Annotated in this window: 13 protein-coding genes; 3 read left to right on the forward strand and 10 right to left on the reverse strand. The window is 66.8% G+C overall.

All coding sequences use genetic code 11. The features are described 5' to 3' along the window. Nucleotides 1–45 precede the first annotated feature (45 nt). The 8 genes from IPM18_03010 to IPM18_03045 all read right to left on the reverse strand — a co-directional run bounded on the left by IPM18_03010 (nucleotide 46) and on the right by IPM18_03045 (nucleotide 8,783). The gene (locus IPM18_03010) at nucleotides 46–1,182 is read right to left on the reverse strand and encodes a hypothetical protein (protein ID MBK9118560.1); all 1,137 of its coding nucleotides are present in this window, start codon (nucleotides 1,180–1,182) and stop codon (nucleotides 46–48) included. After that, nucleotides 1,179–2,840, reverse strand: coding sequence for a pilus assembly protein PilM (gene pilM / locus IPM18_03015; protein MBK9118561.1), 1,662 nt, complete (start codon nucleotides 2,838–2,840; stop codon nucleotides 1,179–1,181). The genes IPM18_03010 and pilM overlap by 4 nt, the downstream gene beginning before the upstream one ends. 27 nt (nucleotides 2,841–2,867) lie before the next feature. Then, nucleotides 2,868–4,133, reverse strand: a complete 1,266-nt coding sequence (locus IPM18_03020; GenBank protein ID MBK9118562.1) for a general secretion pathway protein GspK — start codon at nucleotides 4,131–4,133, stop codon at nucleotides 2,868–2,870. Nucleotides 4,134–4,186: 53 nt separating this feature from the next. Next, on the reverse strand, nucleotides 4,187–5,050 hold the full coding sequence (locus IPM18_03025) for a prepilin-type N-terminal cleavage/methylation domain-containing protein (protein ID MBK9118563.1): 864 nt from the start codon (nucleotides 5,048–5,050) through the stop codon (nucleotides 4,187–4,189). A gap of 101 nt (nucleotides 5,051–5,151) precedes the next feature. Beyond that, nucleotides 5,152–6,171 (reverse strand): hypothetical protein, encoded by a 1,020-nt coding sequence (locus IPM18_03030; GenBank protein ID MBK9118564.1) that lies wholly within the window; start codon nucleotides 6,169–6,171, stop codon nucleotides 5,152–5,154. A 125-nt stretch (nucleotides 6,172–6,296) separates the two neighbouring features. Then, nucleotides 6,297–6,953: a prepilin-type N-terminal cleavage/methylation domain-containing protein gene (locus IPM18_03035; GenBank protein ID MBK9118565.1), complete on the reverse strand. Its 657-nt coding sequence runs from the start codon at nucleotides 6,951–6,953 to the stop codon at nucleotides 6,297–6,299. Nucleotides 6,954–7,063: 110 nt separating this feature from the next. Next, entirely contained in the window at nucleotides 7,064–7,504 is a 441-nt protein-coding gene (gene gspG, locus IPM18_03040; GenBank protein ID MBK9118566.1) for a type II secretion system major pseudopilin GspG, read from the reverse strand. 70 nt (nucleotides 7,505–7,574) lie between these two features. Beyond that, on the reverse strand, nucleotides 7,575–8,783 hold the full coding sequence (locus tag IPM18_03045) for a type II secretion system F family protein (GenBank protein ID MBK9118567.1): 1,209 nt from the start codon (nucleotides 8,781–8,783) through the stop codon (nucleotides 7,575–7,577). A gap of 1,091 nt (nucleotides 8,784–9,874) precedes the next feature. On the opposite strand from IPM18_03045, the gene IPM18_03050 reads away from it, so the two are divergent. Further along, the gene (locus IPM18_03050; GenBank protein ID MBK9118568.1) at nucleotides 9,875–11,200 is read left to right on the forward strand and encodes a DEAD/DEAH box helicase; all 1,326 of its coding nucleotides are present in this window, start codon (nucleotides 9,875–9,877) and stop codon (nucleotides 11,198–11,200) included. 96 nt (nucleotides 11,201–11,296) lie between these two features. Here IPM18_03050 and IPM18_03055 read toward each other — a convergent pair whose 3' ends face one another. Further along, on the reverse strand, nucleotides 11,297–11,749 hold the full coding sequence (locus IPM18_03055; protein MBK9118569.1) for a hypothetical protein: 453 nt from the start codon (nucleotides 11,747–11,749) through the stop codon (nucleotides 11,297–11,299). Nucleotides 11,750–11,897: 148 nt separating this feature from the next. Here IPM18_03055 and IPM18_03060 point away from each other — a divergent pair, with 148 nt between their 5' ends. Both IPM18_03060 and IPM18_03065 read left to right on the forward strand, forming a co-directional pair. Next, nucleotides 11,898–13,709 (forward strand): BatD family protein, encoded by a 1,812-nt coding sequence (locus IPM18_03060; protein ID MBK9118570.1) that lies wholly within the window; start codon nucleotides 11,898–11,900, stop codon nucleotides 13,707–13,709. Beyond that, the gene (locus tag IPM18_03065) at nucleotides 13,703–14,530 is read left to right on the forward strand and encodes an SH3 domain-containing protein (GenBank protein ID MBK9118571.1); all 828 of its coding nucleotides are present in this window, start codon (nucleotides 13,703–13,705) and stop codon (nucleotides 14,528–14,530) included. Before IPM18_03060 ends, IPM18_03065 begins: the two co-directional genes overlap by 7 nt. Nucleotides 14,531–14,542: 12 nt before the next feature. On the opposite strand, the gene IPM18_03070 is transcribed toward IPM18_03065, so the two are convergent. Beyond that, a complete protein-coding gene (locus IPM18_03070; protein ID MBK9118572.1) occupies nucleotides 14,543–15,532 on the reverse strand; it encodes a hypothetical protein in 990 nt (329 codons plus the stop codon). Nucleotides 15,533–15,743: the final 211 nt, after the last annotated feature.

Below are 15,743 nucleotides of genomic sequence, written 5' to 3' on the forward strand. Positions count from 1 at the left end.
CCGCAGGAGCCCGGGCGTGTACCCTGCCCCACGACACCGGCCCCACTACAACGAACGGCGCTGTAACGCCGCCCAGACGGAAGGATGCTGGATCGCGCTCAATTCTTCCCGGTCGCGGAAATTGCTGCCACGGGCGTAGAAGTAGTCCCGTACCTCCCCATCCTTCTCCACCCGCGCCACGAGCCCATCCCGGTGAATCAGGATAACCGTGCCACCCCCATCGAACAGGGACGCACCCTCGTACACCGGCCGCAGTTGGGCCGTTCCGGTGCGCGGATCAAAGAGCACATACGCCACGCGCTGCCCTTCCCAGGACTCGATCCCCGAGACAATCGCGTCGGGCGGCGGCGGCGGTGGCACCACAACGGGCTCGGGATGGCGCTCCGGCGGTGGCGCCACCACGACCGGGCCCGGCTCGGGGTCCCGCACCAGCGGCGTGGGCGGCGGCGGCTCGTACGGGCGGAATGGATTGCGATCGACGATCAGGTCGTACGCGTCGACCGGACGTAGCAGCCGCGTGCCGTTCGTCTCGCCCAACTCCGCCGGCAGCACGGGGTGGTCGAGCCCCTTCTGCCGCTCCAGCACGACCGTGACCGCCGTCATGTTGATGCTCAGTTCCGGACCGGCGGCGTTCGCGCCACTGCCCGTGCGCCCGCGGCCGCGCGGCGTATTCGTCGTCCGCGCCCGCGTGGCCGCCGCGTTGTACTCGGAAATGACGGCCGGATCGGCCCCGAGCGTCAGCCGGTCGATCCGCGCCAAATAACCGCGCTGGTAGAAGTCGCACAGGAAACCCACGACCGAATTCAACGGCCCACGCGCCGTCACCATGACGGGCATCTCGACAAGACCGCGCTGCCGCGCGTTGCGCATCAGAGGTGTCACACGCACGTCGGTCATGCCGTGTTTCTCGAGCAGCGCCTGCAGCTCTTCCCGGAAGCGCTGCTGCGCCTCGCGCTCGTCCGCGCTGAACGTGCGCCGCGTGAGCTCGCGCCAGCGCCTTTCCTGCGCTGCGAGCCGGGCCAGTTCGCGGTCCAATTCGTCGCGGCGCTCTTCCGCCACCTGGATATTCGATTGCAGGTTGCGCATCGGCTTGATAAGCGCGCGGTCCACCACGACAGCCACGCCCAGGAAGCCGAGCACCCCCACGAGGCACAACGCCAGAATGCGCTCGCGCTGGGTCATCGCTGTCCTCCGTTCGGACCAAGGACCCGCAACTGTTGCAGTTCCTGCCGTCGCAACTGGTTCCGTTGCGGCTCCTTGGCGCGGAATTCCTCCAGCGCCCGCAGCGTCACGTTGAGGTCTGTGCGCCCAAAGAACTTCCGCGCGTCGCCCAGACTCGACCAGACCCCCTGCGCCGCTTCGTACAAGCGGACGTTGTCTTCGCTGCGCGCTTCGTTCAGCCGCTTCTCGAACTCCCGCGGCACCTGCCAGTCCACCGCATGCACATTCGTCAGTTTGATGCCGGGCCGCCGCGCCGTGCTGTCCAGCACGATCGTCTGCACCACCATGCGCTCGCCGGGCTGTGCCCCCGGCTCCAGCATGACCTGCACGACGTTGAGCAACTCGTCTGCCCAGACCGCTTCGCGCCCCCAGTCCTCCGCGATATCCGCCGCGTGCTTCAACTCGAGTTTCGCCCGCACATCCGCCGCCAGCGCTTCCCGTTGGGCATCCACCTGCTTGAACTGCTGCCGCAACTCCAGGTAACTCCGTGCGTACAGACCGCCCACCGCAATCAACAACGCGGCCGCCGCGAGCCCGATCAGTCGCATGCGTTTCCGCAGCGCCTCGCCGGCCGGGATCGGTTTCTTCGGGTTCAGAAAGTCCAGCGCCAGCAGGCCCTCTTCGCTCAGCCCCCACGCCAGCCCCAGTGTTGCGGAGAACGAACGCAGCTTCTTCGCCTTCCCGGCCGTATCATCCTTCACGCCGCCCAGCGTCGGCGTCGGGTCGAACAGCAGGACCGGGACATGCAGCCGTTCTTCCAGCCGGCTGGCCAGTTCCGGCTCCACCCCGGTGCCGCCGGCGACGATCACTTCGTCGAGCGCAACTTCCGGCTCCGTCGCCCGGTACGCGGCGAGTGTCCGCAGGACCTCCTTCAGCAACTCGTCGACCGCGTTGCTGAGCGCATCGTCGGTCGCACCATAATCGCGAATGTCCGCGATCGAGATGATGCGCGAGTCCTCGTGCGCACCCCAGTCACCCGGCGGCGGCGGCACATTCACGTTCGCCGACCGCGCGAACGCCAGCACCTCACCGCGGATGATGTCGATCTCCGTCGCCCCCGGGCCGACATCCACCAGCAGAACGTTGCGATCGGCCGCATTCCGGGCGCGCAGCACGCTCAACATATTCGCGTACGGCCGCAACCCGATCCGAACCGGTGTCAATCCGGCCGCCGCGCACGTCGCCCGCACACGGTCCAGCGTTTCGTGCGTCACCGCGGCCAGCAGCACTTCCGTCACCCACCCGCGCTCGTCCCGCTTCAGTACGAGGAAGTCGATCGCGGCGGTCTCCGGCGGGAAGGGCAGTTCCTTCAGCGCCTGGAACTGCACGGCCGCCGCGACCTCGTGCGACGGGGTCGGCGGCAGTGTCAGCCGGTTGATGACCGACCGTTCGCGCGGAATATCCACGACGACCGTGCGGTGGTGCAGGTTGAACTGCCGCATCACTGCCCGGATGAACTCGCCGAGCACCTGCGGATCGTCGGCGTCCACCTGGTTGGGGAACCACTTGGAATGGGCGTCCTCGAGCGTCACCCGCCCGCGGCCGACCCGCGCCACGACCAGGCGCAGCGAGCGCTTGTCCCAGTCGAGGCAGAGTACTTTGCGCATCTTCGTCATCATGCCGAGCATTCCTGCCCGCGGCCGGCGCTACTGCTCGCGCCGCGGGATGTACTTCTCTTCGTCAATGGGCCACGCCTGGCCGAGGTTGGTCAGGTCCCGATGGTACAGTACCTGCGCCGTCGAGCCCCGCATTTCCACGATCCATTCATAGCGCCGCATCAGCTTAGTATGGTCCCCGTAGCCGAGAATTTCGATTCGGAACTGGAGCGCCCGCGTCGTCAGGCGCTCCTGCAGCACCGCGAGTGCCGCCGGATCGAGAATCCCCGAACCGAGCAGCCACTGCGGCGAGGACAGTTCCTCCGGAGTCAGTTCCGCGCGCCGCGCGACAATCTGCTGCGCCGCCTCCGGCGGCATCCCCTCGAGCGCTTGCAGCACGCGCAGCGGAGCCGTATTCACATTCACCTTGCCCCAGAGGTACGGATCGCCTTGTCCGCCGCCACCCGCGCCACCCTGCCCGGGCGGCCGCGGCTCCCGCGACCAGAGCGTGATGTACGGGTACAACCCGCGCTGCAGCACCCCGTCGGCGTTGTCGTACCGCGGGAAGGATGCGGCTCCGTCGTCTTCATTCGGATCGAGCAACCCATTGCGGTTCAGGTCCTCCCCGTACAGCGGAACCGCACTCCACCCCTTGATCAGCAGCAATTCCTCCAGCGAATCGAGTTTCCCGTTTTTCGGCCGGTAGCCGGGGTCGAGACTCGCATAGTAGTCCGCCTCCGCCCCGCCCGGCCGGGTTTCATCGTCCTCGTCCAACCAGTCGAGCAGCGCCGCGATGAGGTCGGACACATTGTCGAGCGCGAGGTCCTGCAGCACGTCCGTCAGTAGTCGCTCGATCTCCGCCTCGCTGGCCGCGTTCAGATTCAGCTTGCCCGCTTCCGGCGTGATGCCGAAGCGGATCGCCTCCAGCACCCCGTCGGGATACGTACCCACCACGCTGTACCGCCAGGCCTCGGGTGGACGCCCGGCCTCGAGTAATTCCCGCCGCGACCCGAGCTTCGGTACCGGGTCATTCTCCCGGTCGAACGTCGGCGCCCACACGAGCCGATGATGGAACAGCGTCGGGTTGTCCCACCAGACCGCCATGTCGTTCGGTGCGCGCCGCACCAGGAATAGCACTTCCTGCAAGCCGGATTCGGCGGCCAGCCGCGCCTGGTACACGTTCTGTTGCGCCTGCTCGCCGGACAGCGTCGCCCGCACCATGAACATGTACGTCGCCACGATCAGGGCGAGCAAGGCGATCAGGACCAGCACCACCGGCAGCACGAGTGCACGCTGCGGACGAAACGGGGCGGTCATGGAACCGGAACGTACGCACCGCCCAGCCCCGGACCGGCCTGCACCGGCGCTCTTCATGGCGCGCCCCCTTCCTCACCCTCCGGCACGGTGCCGCCGAATGTGAACGTCTCCTCCCCCAGCGAGTTCCGCAGGTTCTGCAACCGCCCGCTGAACATGGGGTCCGCGCCGGCCACCCGCACAATCTGGCTGAAGCGGTTGATGTTCGGCACATCCGGTCCGAGCGGATAATCCTCCAGGGTGTACTGGTTCAAATCCTCATTTTCATGCTCAAAGCGCTTCAGCGCATCAAATCCCACCGTCACCTGGATCAGGTGCGGCAGCGGATTTCCTTCCTGGACTTCCCACTGCGTATGCCACTGCACTCCATCGAAGTAGCGGAACTCGAGGTATCCCAGCTCGTGCGCCCAGAGGTTCCGCTGGATGTACGGCAGCACCTCGCCCTCCGGCACATCCGCCTCCGTCTCTGTCGGGTCCAGCAGCCGCCGCTCGGTCCGCAACAACCCCCCTACCACCGGGTCGCCTTCCTCCGTCTGCTCGTTGATTTCGATCCACAGTTCGTACGTGACTTCGCGCAGATCCTGGCGCGGCAGCGGCTGGTCGTACCGCTCTGATTCCCGGAAAGTGCGAAATGCTTCGTCGCTTTCATCCCGCTGCCAGGCCGTGACGAACGTGATTTTCCTCCGTTCACCGATGAACCGCGTCACCGGGAAATTCACCCGCTCGGCCGGCAGCGCCGCCCGCAACTCGCCTGAGATTTGCCCGAGCACCTGCCGTACGATCGCGGTTCGGTCGTGCAGCTTCTCACTCGCATCCCGCAGTTGCAGCGTCTGCCAGTAGAACGTCAGCAGCGCGCTTACCAGCATCGCGATCAGCGCAATGGCGATGATCACTTCGAGCAGCGTCAGTCCCCGCCCCATGCGCTGCCGACCAGTTGCCGGCCTGGCCGCGCGCCTCCGCACGGCCGGACACGGCGGCGCGGCGCGCGCCACCTCTCGCGGATCTGCGGCACGCTCGACCACTACCCACCCCGCTGCTGCCGCTCGTACTCATCGCGCAGCCGCATCAGGTCCTCGATCGTGTACTCACCGTTCGGACCCGAACCCTCACCGATCTCGATCGGCTGATTGCCGCCGCGCTGGGGACGTGGCGAGGGCTGAGGCGGGAGCTGCTGGCCCGGTCGCTGCGGCCCGCGCTGCCCACCCGCAGCCGCAGCACCGCCGCCCGGCGCGGGGGCTCCGCGATTGCCGCGCTGGCCCGGTTGTCCCTGGACGGCCGGCGGTGCCATGCCCCCACCGGGTGCCTCGGGCAGCATCCCCGGCGCCTGACCCTCGGCCTCTTCCACCGCGCGCCGGATGAAGTCCGCCAGTTCATCCTCCGACATGCCGTCGAAGTTCCCCGGCATTCCGCCGCCGGGGAGACCTCCGGGCAGTCCCCCCATCCCGGATGGCAGCCCCCCGGCCCCGAGTTGTGCCAGCAGCGGTTGCAACTGCGACATGATGAGCTGCAACATCTCCGGATCGAGCATCGCCATCAGTTGCTGCAGGTCGATGGCCCGCGGATCGAAGTCCGGCAGCGGGATCAACTGCCGCAACTGGTCCGCCATTTCCTCGCTGAGACCCGCCTCTGAAACGAGGTCGATCCTGGCCGGTGGCGCAACGAGGTAGCCCACGCACCGCACCACCTCCGCGGATCCGATCGAGGCGGAGTCCGCGCGCGTCGCGCCGCGCTCCCACAGCACCTCCACCGTCACAAGCTGCATGCCCTCCGCGTCCTGTTCATCCACCGGCGTGCGTTGCACCCGCCAGAAGTACCCGGGGTAGGCATCGCCAAACTCGTCCTCGACGCGCTCGGCTTCCCGCACCCGCTGCTGAATCTCAGGATCGAGTTGCACCAGCGCCAACATTTGGTCCATCAACAGCTCGGAGCGCAGGCGCTCCTCGCTCTCGAACGCCACGTCCAACCCACGCGCCAACTGGCTCCCCAGCAACCCCAGCGCCCCCACCAGCACCGCCAGCGCAATCACGATCTCCAGCAGCAACGCCCCTCGCCGCCCGTGCGGCGCACCCGCTGGTATGGGGACGCGAGCAGATGCTTTCGCGCCAACCCTCAACGCGGTGCCCCGCCCCGGTTTGACCGTGCCGCGCGTCACGCGTGCGCTTGCCCTCATCGGTAATCCTCCGGACGAAACTCAATCTCTTCTTCTTCCTCGGCCAGCGGCACCGGCCGCACGATTTCTTCCGGCGTAACCGCCGACCACGGCTCGATCTGTACCCGACCGATGCGCCCGTCCAGCGTCAGCAGCAAACCGCGCCCGGCGGCGTCGCGTAGCACCCACCGGAGCGAACGGCTGGTCCCATCCGGGCGGAAGTCGAGCCACACCGCCTCTTCGAGTTCCATCACCGGCACGGGCGCGACTTCCGAGTCCGGAAACACGAGCTTGTCGTCGATGATCCGCAGCGGCGGCGGCCCTTCGGACAGACGCTGCACCGCCTCGACCCACACGTCCTGAAGCAGAGGCGAATTCGCCCAATCCACCTGGGGTCGCAGGTACAGATGCGGCGCCAGGATCGCGTCCGCCTGCCGCAGCACACGCACCGTGCCGTCCGGCCGGAACTCCAGCCGGTACCGCACGGCTGCGTTCATCGCTTCGGCCCGGCACATCGTGACCATGCCCTGCATGCGCCGCGCGCTTTCCATCAGCCGCTCGGCGCGCGCGGAACCGGTAAAGTCCGGCCAGGCCAGCAGGATGATTACGCCCAGCAGTCCGATGACCAGCAGGATCTCGAAGAGCGTGAAGCCGTGTCGCTGCGCACTGCGCATCGTGACACTCCGGTCGTTCCAGGGCCTGCCGCAGCAGTGTCGGACTCCCGTGGCCGCCACCGCACGCGGACGACGCCCACGATTCCGGCTACGCCCACGGCTGGGGCGCGCTAGGTGCGCTCCCAGTTCGTGATGTCGTCCTGGGTGCCCGGCTGGCCATCCTTGCCCGCACTCGAGAGATCGAAGCCCTCGGTGTTGTACTGGCCCGGTGACTCGTAGATGTAGTCCCGGCCCCAAGCATCCTTGAGGTCCGACGCCCGCTGCAGGTACGGTCCGCTCCACTTGGCCGCCATGTCCTCGTCATCCGGCTTCTGCAGCAGCAACTGCAGGCCGCCCTGGTCCGACGGGGGAAACACACCGACATGCGCGCGGAACATGTTCAGCGAGCCCCCCAGCCCGGAGTTCACCGCCGCGCGGGCCAGGTCTTCCTTCGCACGGTCACCCGTGTTGAAGAAGTTCGGCGCCACGAACGCCGCCAGCAGCCCGATGATCACGATGACGATCAGCACCTCGAGCAGTGTGAACGCCCGTACTCGCCGATTCTTCCGCATGTCCTTTGCCACCATCACTCAAGTCTCCGCCTGTCGGCCGGGCCCCGCGGGGTCCGGTCCGCTGCCTTGTCTAGCCGATCCCCGTTGTCGCCATCCGCAGGATCGGCACCAGTAACGCGATCGCCAGTACCGCGATCATTACACCCATGACCATCAGCAGCAGCGGTTCGAGCATTCGCATCGTGAAGTCGATCTGGCGCCCGGTCCGCTCCTCCTGCGTATTCGCAATCTCCACCAAGACCTTGTCGAGCGAATTGCTCTCCTCTGCGACCGCGATCATATCGACGATGACCGGTGGAAACACCCGGCTCGTCGCCAGCGGCCGAGCCAGGGGCTCGCCATTCCGCACGCTCTCCGCGGCTTCATCGATCGCCGCCGTGAGCACCTCGTTGCCCGTCGAGTCCTTTGAAATCTTGAGCGACTGCAGGATCGGAATGCCGTTCGCCAGCATCGTGCCGAAGACACGGCAGAAGCGGCAGATCGCGATCATCGTGTAGATCTTGCCCAGCCCGGGCAGCTTCAACTGCAGCCGCGACCAGAGCGCTTTCCCCGCGACGCTCTGCATGAACATCACGACCGCGATCACCACGATCGTGATACTGCCCAGCAGCCATCCCCAGTGATGCTGCACCACGTCGCTGGCCGTAAACACCGCCACGGTCAGCATCGGCAGATCCGGTTGCCCCTCCAGCACCGACCGGATCTTGGGTACCACGTAGCTCATGATGAAGATCACGGCCCCCAGCGTGCCCGCCAGCAGCACGCAGGGGTAAATCAGCGCCCCGATGAACTTGTTCCGCAGCGTGTCCTGCCGCGCCACGAAATCCGAGAGCCGCTGCAACACATCCTCAAGAAATCCGCCCCGCTCGCCCGCCCGCACCATCGATGCGTGCAATTCCGGGAAGACGTGCGGGTGCTTCAACATCGAGTCCGCCATGCTGTCGCCCGATGACACGTCATCGCGCACTTCCCGCATCACCTGCGCCAGACCCGGCGACGACGCTTGCTGCGTCAGCACCTCGAGCGATCTCAGGATCGGCACGCCCGCCCGCAGCAGGTCCGCGAGTTGCTCATACATCGGGCCGATTTTCGAGATCGGCACCCGCGCCGTGCGCCCGGTGAACAGCGAGCGCGAGCCCGACTTCTGTTCCTGAACCTCAATCGGCAGCAGGTTCTTCTCACCGAGCACCCGCGCCGCCGCGGCGGAACTCTCCGCCATCAGCGTGCCGCGAACAGACTCGCCGGTCAGATTGCGCGCTTTGTAGGCGAACGTCGGCATTCCACGTCTCACCGCTGCGGCCTGCACTTGGCAGACCATGACCTCAAACTGCCTTGGCGCGCGGCAGTCAAACCGCTCGCAACCGCTCCGGCTGCCGATGGTTATACCCGGATCGGGCTCGTCCGGATGCATGGGCCGCAACCGCCAACTCTGGGGTGCAGTCAACGCGCTCCGCTGCCACGGTTTTACACTCGACGGTCCGGCTTACCCAGCAGACGATTTTGTCACCGGCTTGTGGCGAAGCCGCGGTCGGCCTACACTCCTTGTGAAAGTTGATTTGCACCGTCCGACCGCTGCTTACATTATCGGACGCCCGAGGCCGGGCCTTCAGCGGTCGCTAGGACACCAGGTTCCCGTACTTGCCCCGCCCCCGTTCATCCGCAGATCGCGATGACGGCGCGGCTTCGGGCAACTGGTCGAACCTGCCGGTGCCGGACACCACGTTTGCTCTAAGGGGCATTATGCCGCGGACTCCAGCCAGTTCCGACTCTGACGCAACCGCCAAGAAAACCTCGCGACGCCGCCGCAAACCGCGCACCGCACCGGTTACACCTGCCGACGCTCCCGTGACACCGCGCCCCGCGTCTGGGACGGCCAGTCCTCCGGCCCGGCGTGGTCGTAAACGGAGTGGTTCGCGTGCCGATGGCCAGCAGCGTGCCGCCGGCGCACTCGATGGTCGGCGCCCTCCGCCGCCCCGCGCCAACCGCCACGATCGCGACGATGACGTCTCGGCGGACCTCCTTGAAGCGGCCGAACTCGCTGAAATTCGCGCCGAGAGTGATGCCACCGAGGCGCCCGAGGTGGCACCCCCGGCGAAGCGACCCGTCCAGCCCAATCCCACAGCGCGGAAACCCGCAGCGGCACCTGCGCAACCCCGGCGCACATCGCAGGCGCCCACCAAGCCCGTAGCCACGCCGCAGACACCCGACAAATCCCGCGTGACCCGGCCCGCGCCAAAGCCGGCCCCACCAGCCAAGTCCGCGGCAACCTCGGGAGCCTCCGCCCCACAGCGCCCGGCCAAGTCGCCCCGCCCAGCCGCGCCGCCACCATCCGAATCACCTTCAGCGACACCGCCGCTGCCGGTTGCCGCGGTGCCTGCCGCCGAGCAGACTCGGTGGGAAGAACTCGGCCTGCGGGAGGACATCCTCGCCAACATCCGCAAGGTCGGCTTCGCCTTCCCCAGTGACATTCAGCGCGCCTTGATCCCCGTTGCGGTCACCGGACGCGATTGCATGGGGCAAGCCCGTACCGGCACCGGCAAGACCGCCGCGTTCACGCTGCCGATCCTGCAGCGCATTGAACCCGGTGCCGGACTCCAGGCCCTCATCCTGGTCCCCACACGCGAACTGTGCGTACAGGTCGATGAGCACGTGCGCGCCCTTGCCGGGCGCGAGGTGAAGACGGTGGTCATCCTCGGTGGCCGCGGCCTGCGCGAGCAGATTCAGGCCCTCCACCAGCGCCCCGAGATCGCGATCGGCACGCCCGGCCGGGTCCTCGACCTGATGCGCCGCAACGAGCTGAAACTCAACGTCATCCGGGTTGCCGTGCTCGACGAGGTCGACCGGATGCTGGATATCGGGTTCCGCGACGATATTCGCCGGATCTTGCGCGTCATCGAGCACCCGCATCAAACCATTTTCGTCTCCGCCACGATCGATGATGAGATCCAGAAGCTCGCCCGCACGTTCATGACGGATCCCGAGACGGTCAACGTCTCGCGTGACATGATCACCGTCGAGGGAATCGCGCAGAGCTTCGTCTCGGTCCACCCCGAGGACAAGTTCGCCACGCTGGTGGGGCTCATCAAGCACGAGGCCCCCACGCTCGCAATCGTCTTCACCAATACGAAGCACAAGGCCCGCCGGGTTGCCCAGAACCTCAAACGCGAGGGCATCGATTGCCGCGAAATCCACGGGGATCTCGTTCAGGAACGTCGCGAGCGCGTCATGCGTGCCTTCCGCAAGCAGCAGACCCAGGTGCTCGTCGCCACCGATCTCGCTTCGCGCGGCATCGACGTCACGAACATCTCCCACATCGTCAATTATGACCTGCCCGAAGACCCCTCCATCTACGTCCACCGCGTCGGCCGGACCGGGCGCATGGGTCGCACCGGGATTGCGATTTCTTTCGTGACGCGCGAAGAGGGTCGCCTGCTCACCGAGGTCGAAAAGCTGATCAACAAGGAGCTGCCCCAGTACCACCCGCCGTGGCTCATTGCCCGCGAACCCACCGCCGAAGAGATTGCCGCGGCCCAGGTGACCGCCGCGGCGGCCAAGGCCCAGGAAGATCCTTCCGGCGCCCCGGCCCGACTGCGCGAGGCCCGGGTTCGCAGCGAAGTGCTTGACGAACTCGGCCTGCGCCCGGTTCGCCGCACGCTCGGCAGTCGCTTCCGTACGGCTCGTCAGTATCGCAAGTAGGACAACGAAGAATCGCCCACGCGACCCCTTCGATGGCCGCCCCCGTGTAGGTGGGGCACTGGCGGGTCGCGTCGTCGATCTGCGCTGACCCCGTCACTATTCCCCCGCCGCACCCTCACCCTGCTCCGGTGGCCCCGGCGGTATCCCCGGCCGCAGACGCACATGGAATCGGCGTCGCCCGAGGATCTCCTCGCGGCTCAGCAACTCGAATGCAAATTGCCCCGCGTCGGGGATCTTGATTCCCTGCATCGCGAACAGCAGATCCACCACCGCGAGCGGATTCGGCGCCTCGACCGCGCCCTTGCCGCTGAAAAGCACCGCGTTGTCCGCATCGCGCACCAGGCGCAGCTCCAGTTCGGCCCGTCCGTTGATTTCCGTCAGGGACGCGAGTATCGCCATCTGGTGAATCGCCGTCGGGAACTTCGGCACGAGGATCGTATTGAAAATTCCGATAGCGCTTTTCTTGTGACTCAGCTTGTCGTCGATGACCTGGTCACAGATCAGTAGCGAGACGAGCGAAGGGACGGAGGAAGTCGGGTGCGTGGTCATGCCGGTCTCCCATGCGACCCTTTATCATACGCCCAACCGCACGCTGACACGCACCGCCCCACAACACAACCCGGCCACAGCGCGTACAATCCACGCAGAACGGTGGGCGGACCGCCAGTTCCCCAGGTTTCGTGGAGAGCAATGACCCGTGTCGATGACGCAGCGTGGTCTCTGCAACACCCTGATCCATGATCCGGCACACCGCGCCAGTTCCCGGCGGCCGTGCGGGCTTCGTCGTGCGCACCCTGGGGTCCGCCGGTCCCTGCTCATCGGCCTGCTGCTGGCAGGCGCAGCAACCGCTGCCGCCGCCGAGGTCGAGATCTACCTCGAACCCGAGCGTGCCTACCTCGGTCAGCCCGTCCGGCTCGTGCTTACCCTCAGCAATTTCCGCACCGCCGAGGAGCCCACGGCCCCCACCCTCTCCGGCGCCATTCTGTTGCCGCCGGCCGGCCCCGCCGAGCAGAGCAGCACGGTGTACGATGGCATCACCGGGCGTACCACCCGCCGCGTCGCGCGTACCTACCAATACACGCTCGTTCCCGAGCGCGTCGGCACGCTCGAAATCCCGCCCTTCACCGTGCAGGTCGATGGTGAACTGCGCACCACGACACCCCTGCACCTGATCGTATTGCCGCACGACCTTGGCGAAGTTCTGCGCGCGACCATCACGCTCGCGGAACAACGCATCTACGTCGGACAGCGCGTCCGCGCCACGCTCACCATCTGGATCAAGGCCCCGCGCTGGGGCAACCAGGTGCTCAGCATTGATGCTGTCCGCGAGCGCCTCCGCGCCGGAGCGCTCGACCCGTTTCCGGCGCGGGTCCAGGAACGCCGAACCGGCACACCCCCCGGCGTCCCCGGCGATCAGCTCTGGTACGCCTTTGAGCTCGCCACCGACCTGCGGCCCGATCGACCCGGCCCGCTGCTCTTCGACAACATTGTCGTCGGGGTCGACTATCCGACCAACCGCGGAACCTGGAACCTGCTCACCCGGCCCGAGGCCCCCGCGATCGATGTGTTGCCCATTCCCATGGACGAACGCCCGCCACACTTCAGCGGGGCCGTGGGCATCTACTCCATTGAGACCCGGGCCCACCCGACCAGTGTCCGGGTCGGAGACCCCATTCGCCTCACTGTCGAGATCTTCGGCGACGGCGAACTTGATACGCTGCCCCCGCCGCTGCTCGAAGCCGACTCCGCCCTCACACGCCTCTTTCGCCTGCCATCCGAACCTCTGGCCGGAGAGGTGGTCAACGGACGCCGCCGCTACCAGATCACGCTGCGCCCCCTCGCGGCCGACGCGCGCGAAATCCCCGCGCTCGAGTACCCCTACTTCGACCCGCTCGCGGGGCGCTTCGTGGTCGCGCGCAGCAAGCCGATTCCTCTCGCGGTTGAACCGGTCGAGACCGTCGCGCTCCCTGACCTCGCACCGCTCACCCGCGCTACGACACCAGAGCTGGCCGGCCGCGACGGCCTGCGCGACATTGAAACCGCCGAGCACCGCCTGCTCGCCAGGGCGTTTCGGCCGGCGCCGACCCTCATTGTCCTGGCAACCCTTGCCCCACCCGCTCTTTTCACGCTGGCGTGGGTCGGCGTTCGGCTGCAACGTCGCACCACCGGCGAGTCGCAGAAGCTTCGCGGCCGGCGCGCCTACCGCGCCGCGCGGCTCCGATTGGTCACGCTGCCAACTGATCCGCCCACCGCGGTCGCCCACACCATCACGCTGGTGCTTGCCCACTACCTTGCGGAGCGTCTCGGCGCGCCCCCCGGCCGAGTCACGGGGATGTCAGCCCTCGAGGTGCTGCAGCAGCGCGGCGCCCACCCCGAATTGCTCACACGCTGGCAGGTGCTGCTCGCCACCTGCGAACAGGCGGCCTTCGCCGGCAGCGCATTCGACGCCGAGGCCCTGCGCCGCGAAGCACTCGCCGTACTCGTCGCGACGGAGGGCCAGCGGTGGTAAGCACCTGCCCCTGGCGCGGCACCTTCCTGCTCGCCAGCGCGCTGTTGGTCGGCACACTGCCCGGCGCGTACGCCGCGGACGCCCTGTCCCCCGCCCGTCAACGGGAAGTGCTGCGCGCGGCCGTCGCCGCCTATGAACGCGGCAGCGACCTGCGTGCCAGCCAACCCGTAGCTGCCCAGGCCGCCTTTCAGGAGGCCCTCGGCGGTTTCCTCGCGCTCCGCGCGGCCGGTGTGGATAATGCTGCACTCGAGTTCAACCTCGGCAACACGTACTACCGGATCGGGGACACCGGCCGGGCCGTGCTGCACCTGCGGCGCGCGACACAGTTGGCCCCCGGTGAGGCACGGATGACCGAAAACCTGCACTTCGTGCGGGCGCGGGTCGAACCGCAGATCCCATCCTCGGTCGAGTCGCAGGTCTGGCGCCAACTCGCGTTTCTGCACTATGAAACCCCCGCCGCCTGGCGCTTCACCGCCTGCCTCAGCTTCATCTTGCCTGGCTGGCTACTGCTGTTCCTGTGGTTGCGCTGGCCGGTGCGTGGCCTGCTATTCGGCGGCGGTGTGTGTGTCCTGCTAGGGCTGACCTTTGCCGCCTCCTTGCTGTATGAGCAGCGGGTCGAAACCACCACCCCTGCAGCAGTCGTGCTGACTGACGCCCCGCTGCGACATGGGCGCGGCGCGGGGGCCGACCTTGCCCTGGACCGTCCGCTCGGACCCGGTGTCGAAGTGCGGATTCTCGACGAACGTGGCGACTGGATCCAGGTCGAGTTAAATGACGGGCGCACCGGCTGGCTCCCGGCCGACAGTTTGGCACGTGTCTGACGCGTGCGCTGCTTAAGACCCGGAGCGTGTCGGCTGTGTCGTGGCGCGTGCCGACTCCCCGTGCCCGTCGAAATCGTCGTAAAACACCCACCGTTCGATCTCCTGCTCCGTCGGCGTGCTGCTCTCGTAGGCCGCCTGGATCAGGCCCCCCAGCGTGGCGGCCGCATCGACCAGCCGCGCGGTGATGAGTTCGGCTCCCGTGGGCCCGTCCAGTTCGCCGTCACGCTCGAGCACATATAACGGTTCCACCTCGGCGTGAGCGCGGTGGATCAGCGCCAGCAATTCACCCCAGATATCGGTGGCGTCGATGCGGCGCAGCTCCCGTACAGCCGCACGCAATTTCACCCCGTCGATCTGGTGTCGGCGAACTACACCCACGTCGATGTATTGATGCAGATTCTCGCGCCAGGTGTAACCGGCCGGATTCGCACCTACCCAGCCGTTGAAGTGGTGTGTGGTGTGCAGGGGCTGCGCCGCATCCGCGACAAAGTGCGCCAGCATCCCGAGGTGGTACACCGCGATCGCTCGTGCCTCTGCCAGTTGCTCCACACGCGTCGCATTCCCGATACGCTCCAGAATCTGCACCTGGTGCAGCGCGGCCTGCAGCTTCGCATAGTGCTCGGCCAGAGCGTGCGGCAAGAATCCCGGCCACTCTCGAGCGCGCGCCGGGTCGGTGGCGGGGTCATAAGGTTCGCGCGCGTCCGTATGCTCATGCTTCGCGATCACCAAAGCACGCACATACTCCCGTCGCAAGGGTGGCAAGGTCTCCAGCGTGAGCCCATAGGGCACCAGCCGCTCGACGTTGATGTAGTGCTCGGGATCGTTGACATGCCGAAGAACATCGCTCCGCCAGCCGCGCCAGCGGTCCGGCTGATTCGAGTGAAAGGCCACGCGCGTACTCGTTTCGGACGATCGTAGCCACGCCGGCAGATTCTCCGGCAGTCGCTCCAGAGCAACGACTACGACATTGCGATGCACTTCGGCCCCCCATCCCCATGACACCGGGACCGCTCCCGTTAAAATTAGTATGCCCAGGCACATCGCACTCCGATGCGTCGAAAGCTGCATGTTCGCTCCCTTCCTTGGCCTTGTGTGCGGCTAATTCGCACTAGGTCCGCATTATGAGACCCGCTTGATCATTGCTATTTCGGTGCGAAATCGTACCATATACCAATTGAGTTGCCGAAATATCCTTGGGGAGTTGCAGGTTTGC

It is taken from the genome of Phycisphaerales bacterium, from assembly GCA_016716475.1.
Classification (GTDB): Bacteria; Planctomycetota; Phycisphaerae; order UBA1845; family Fen-1342; genus JADJWG01.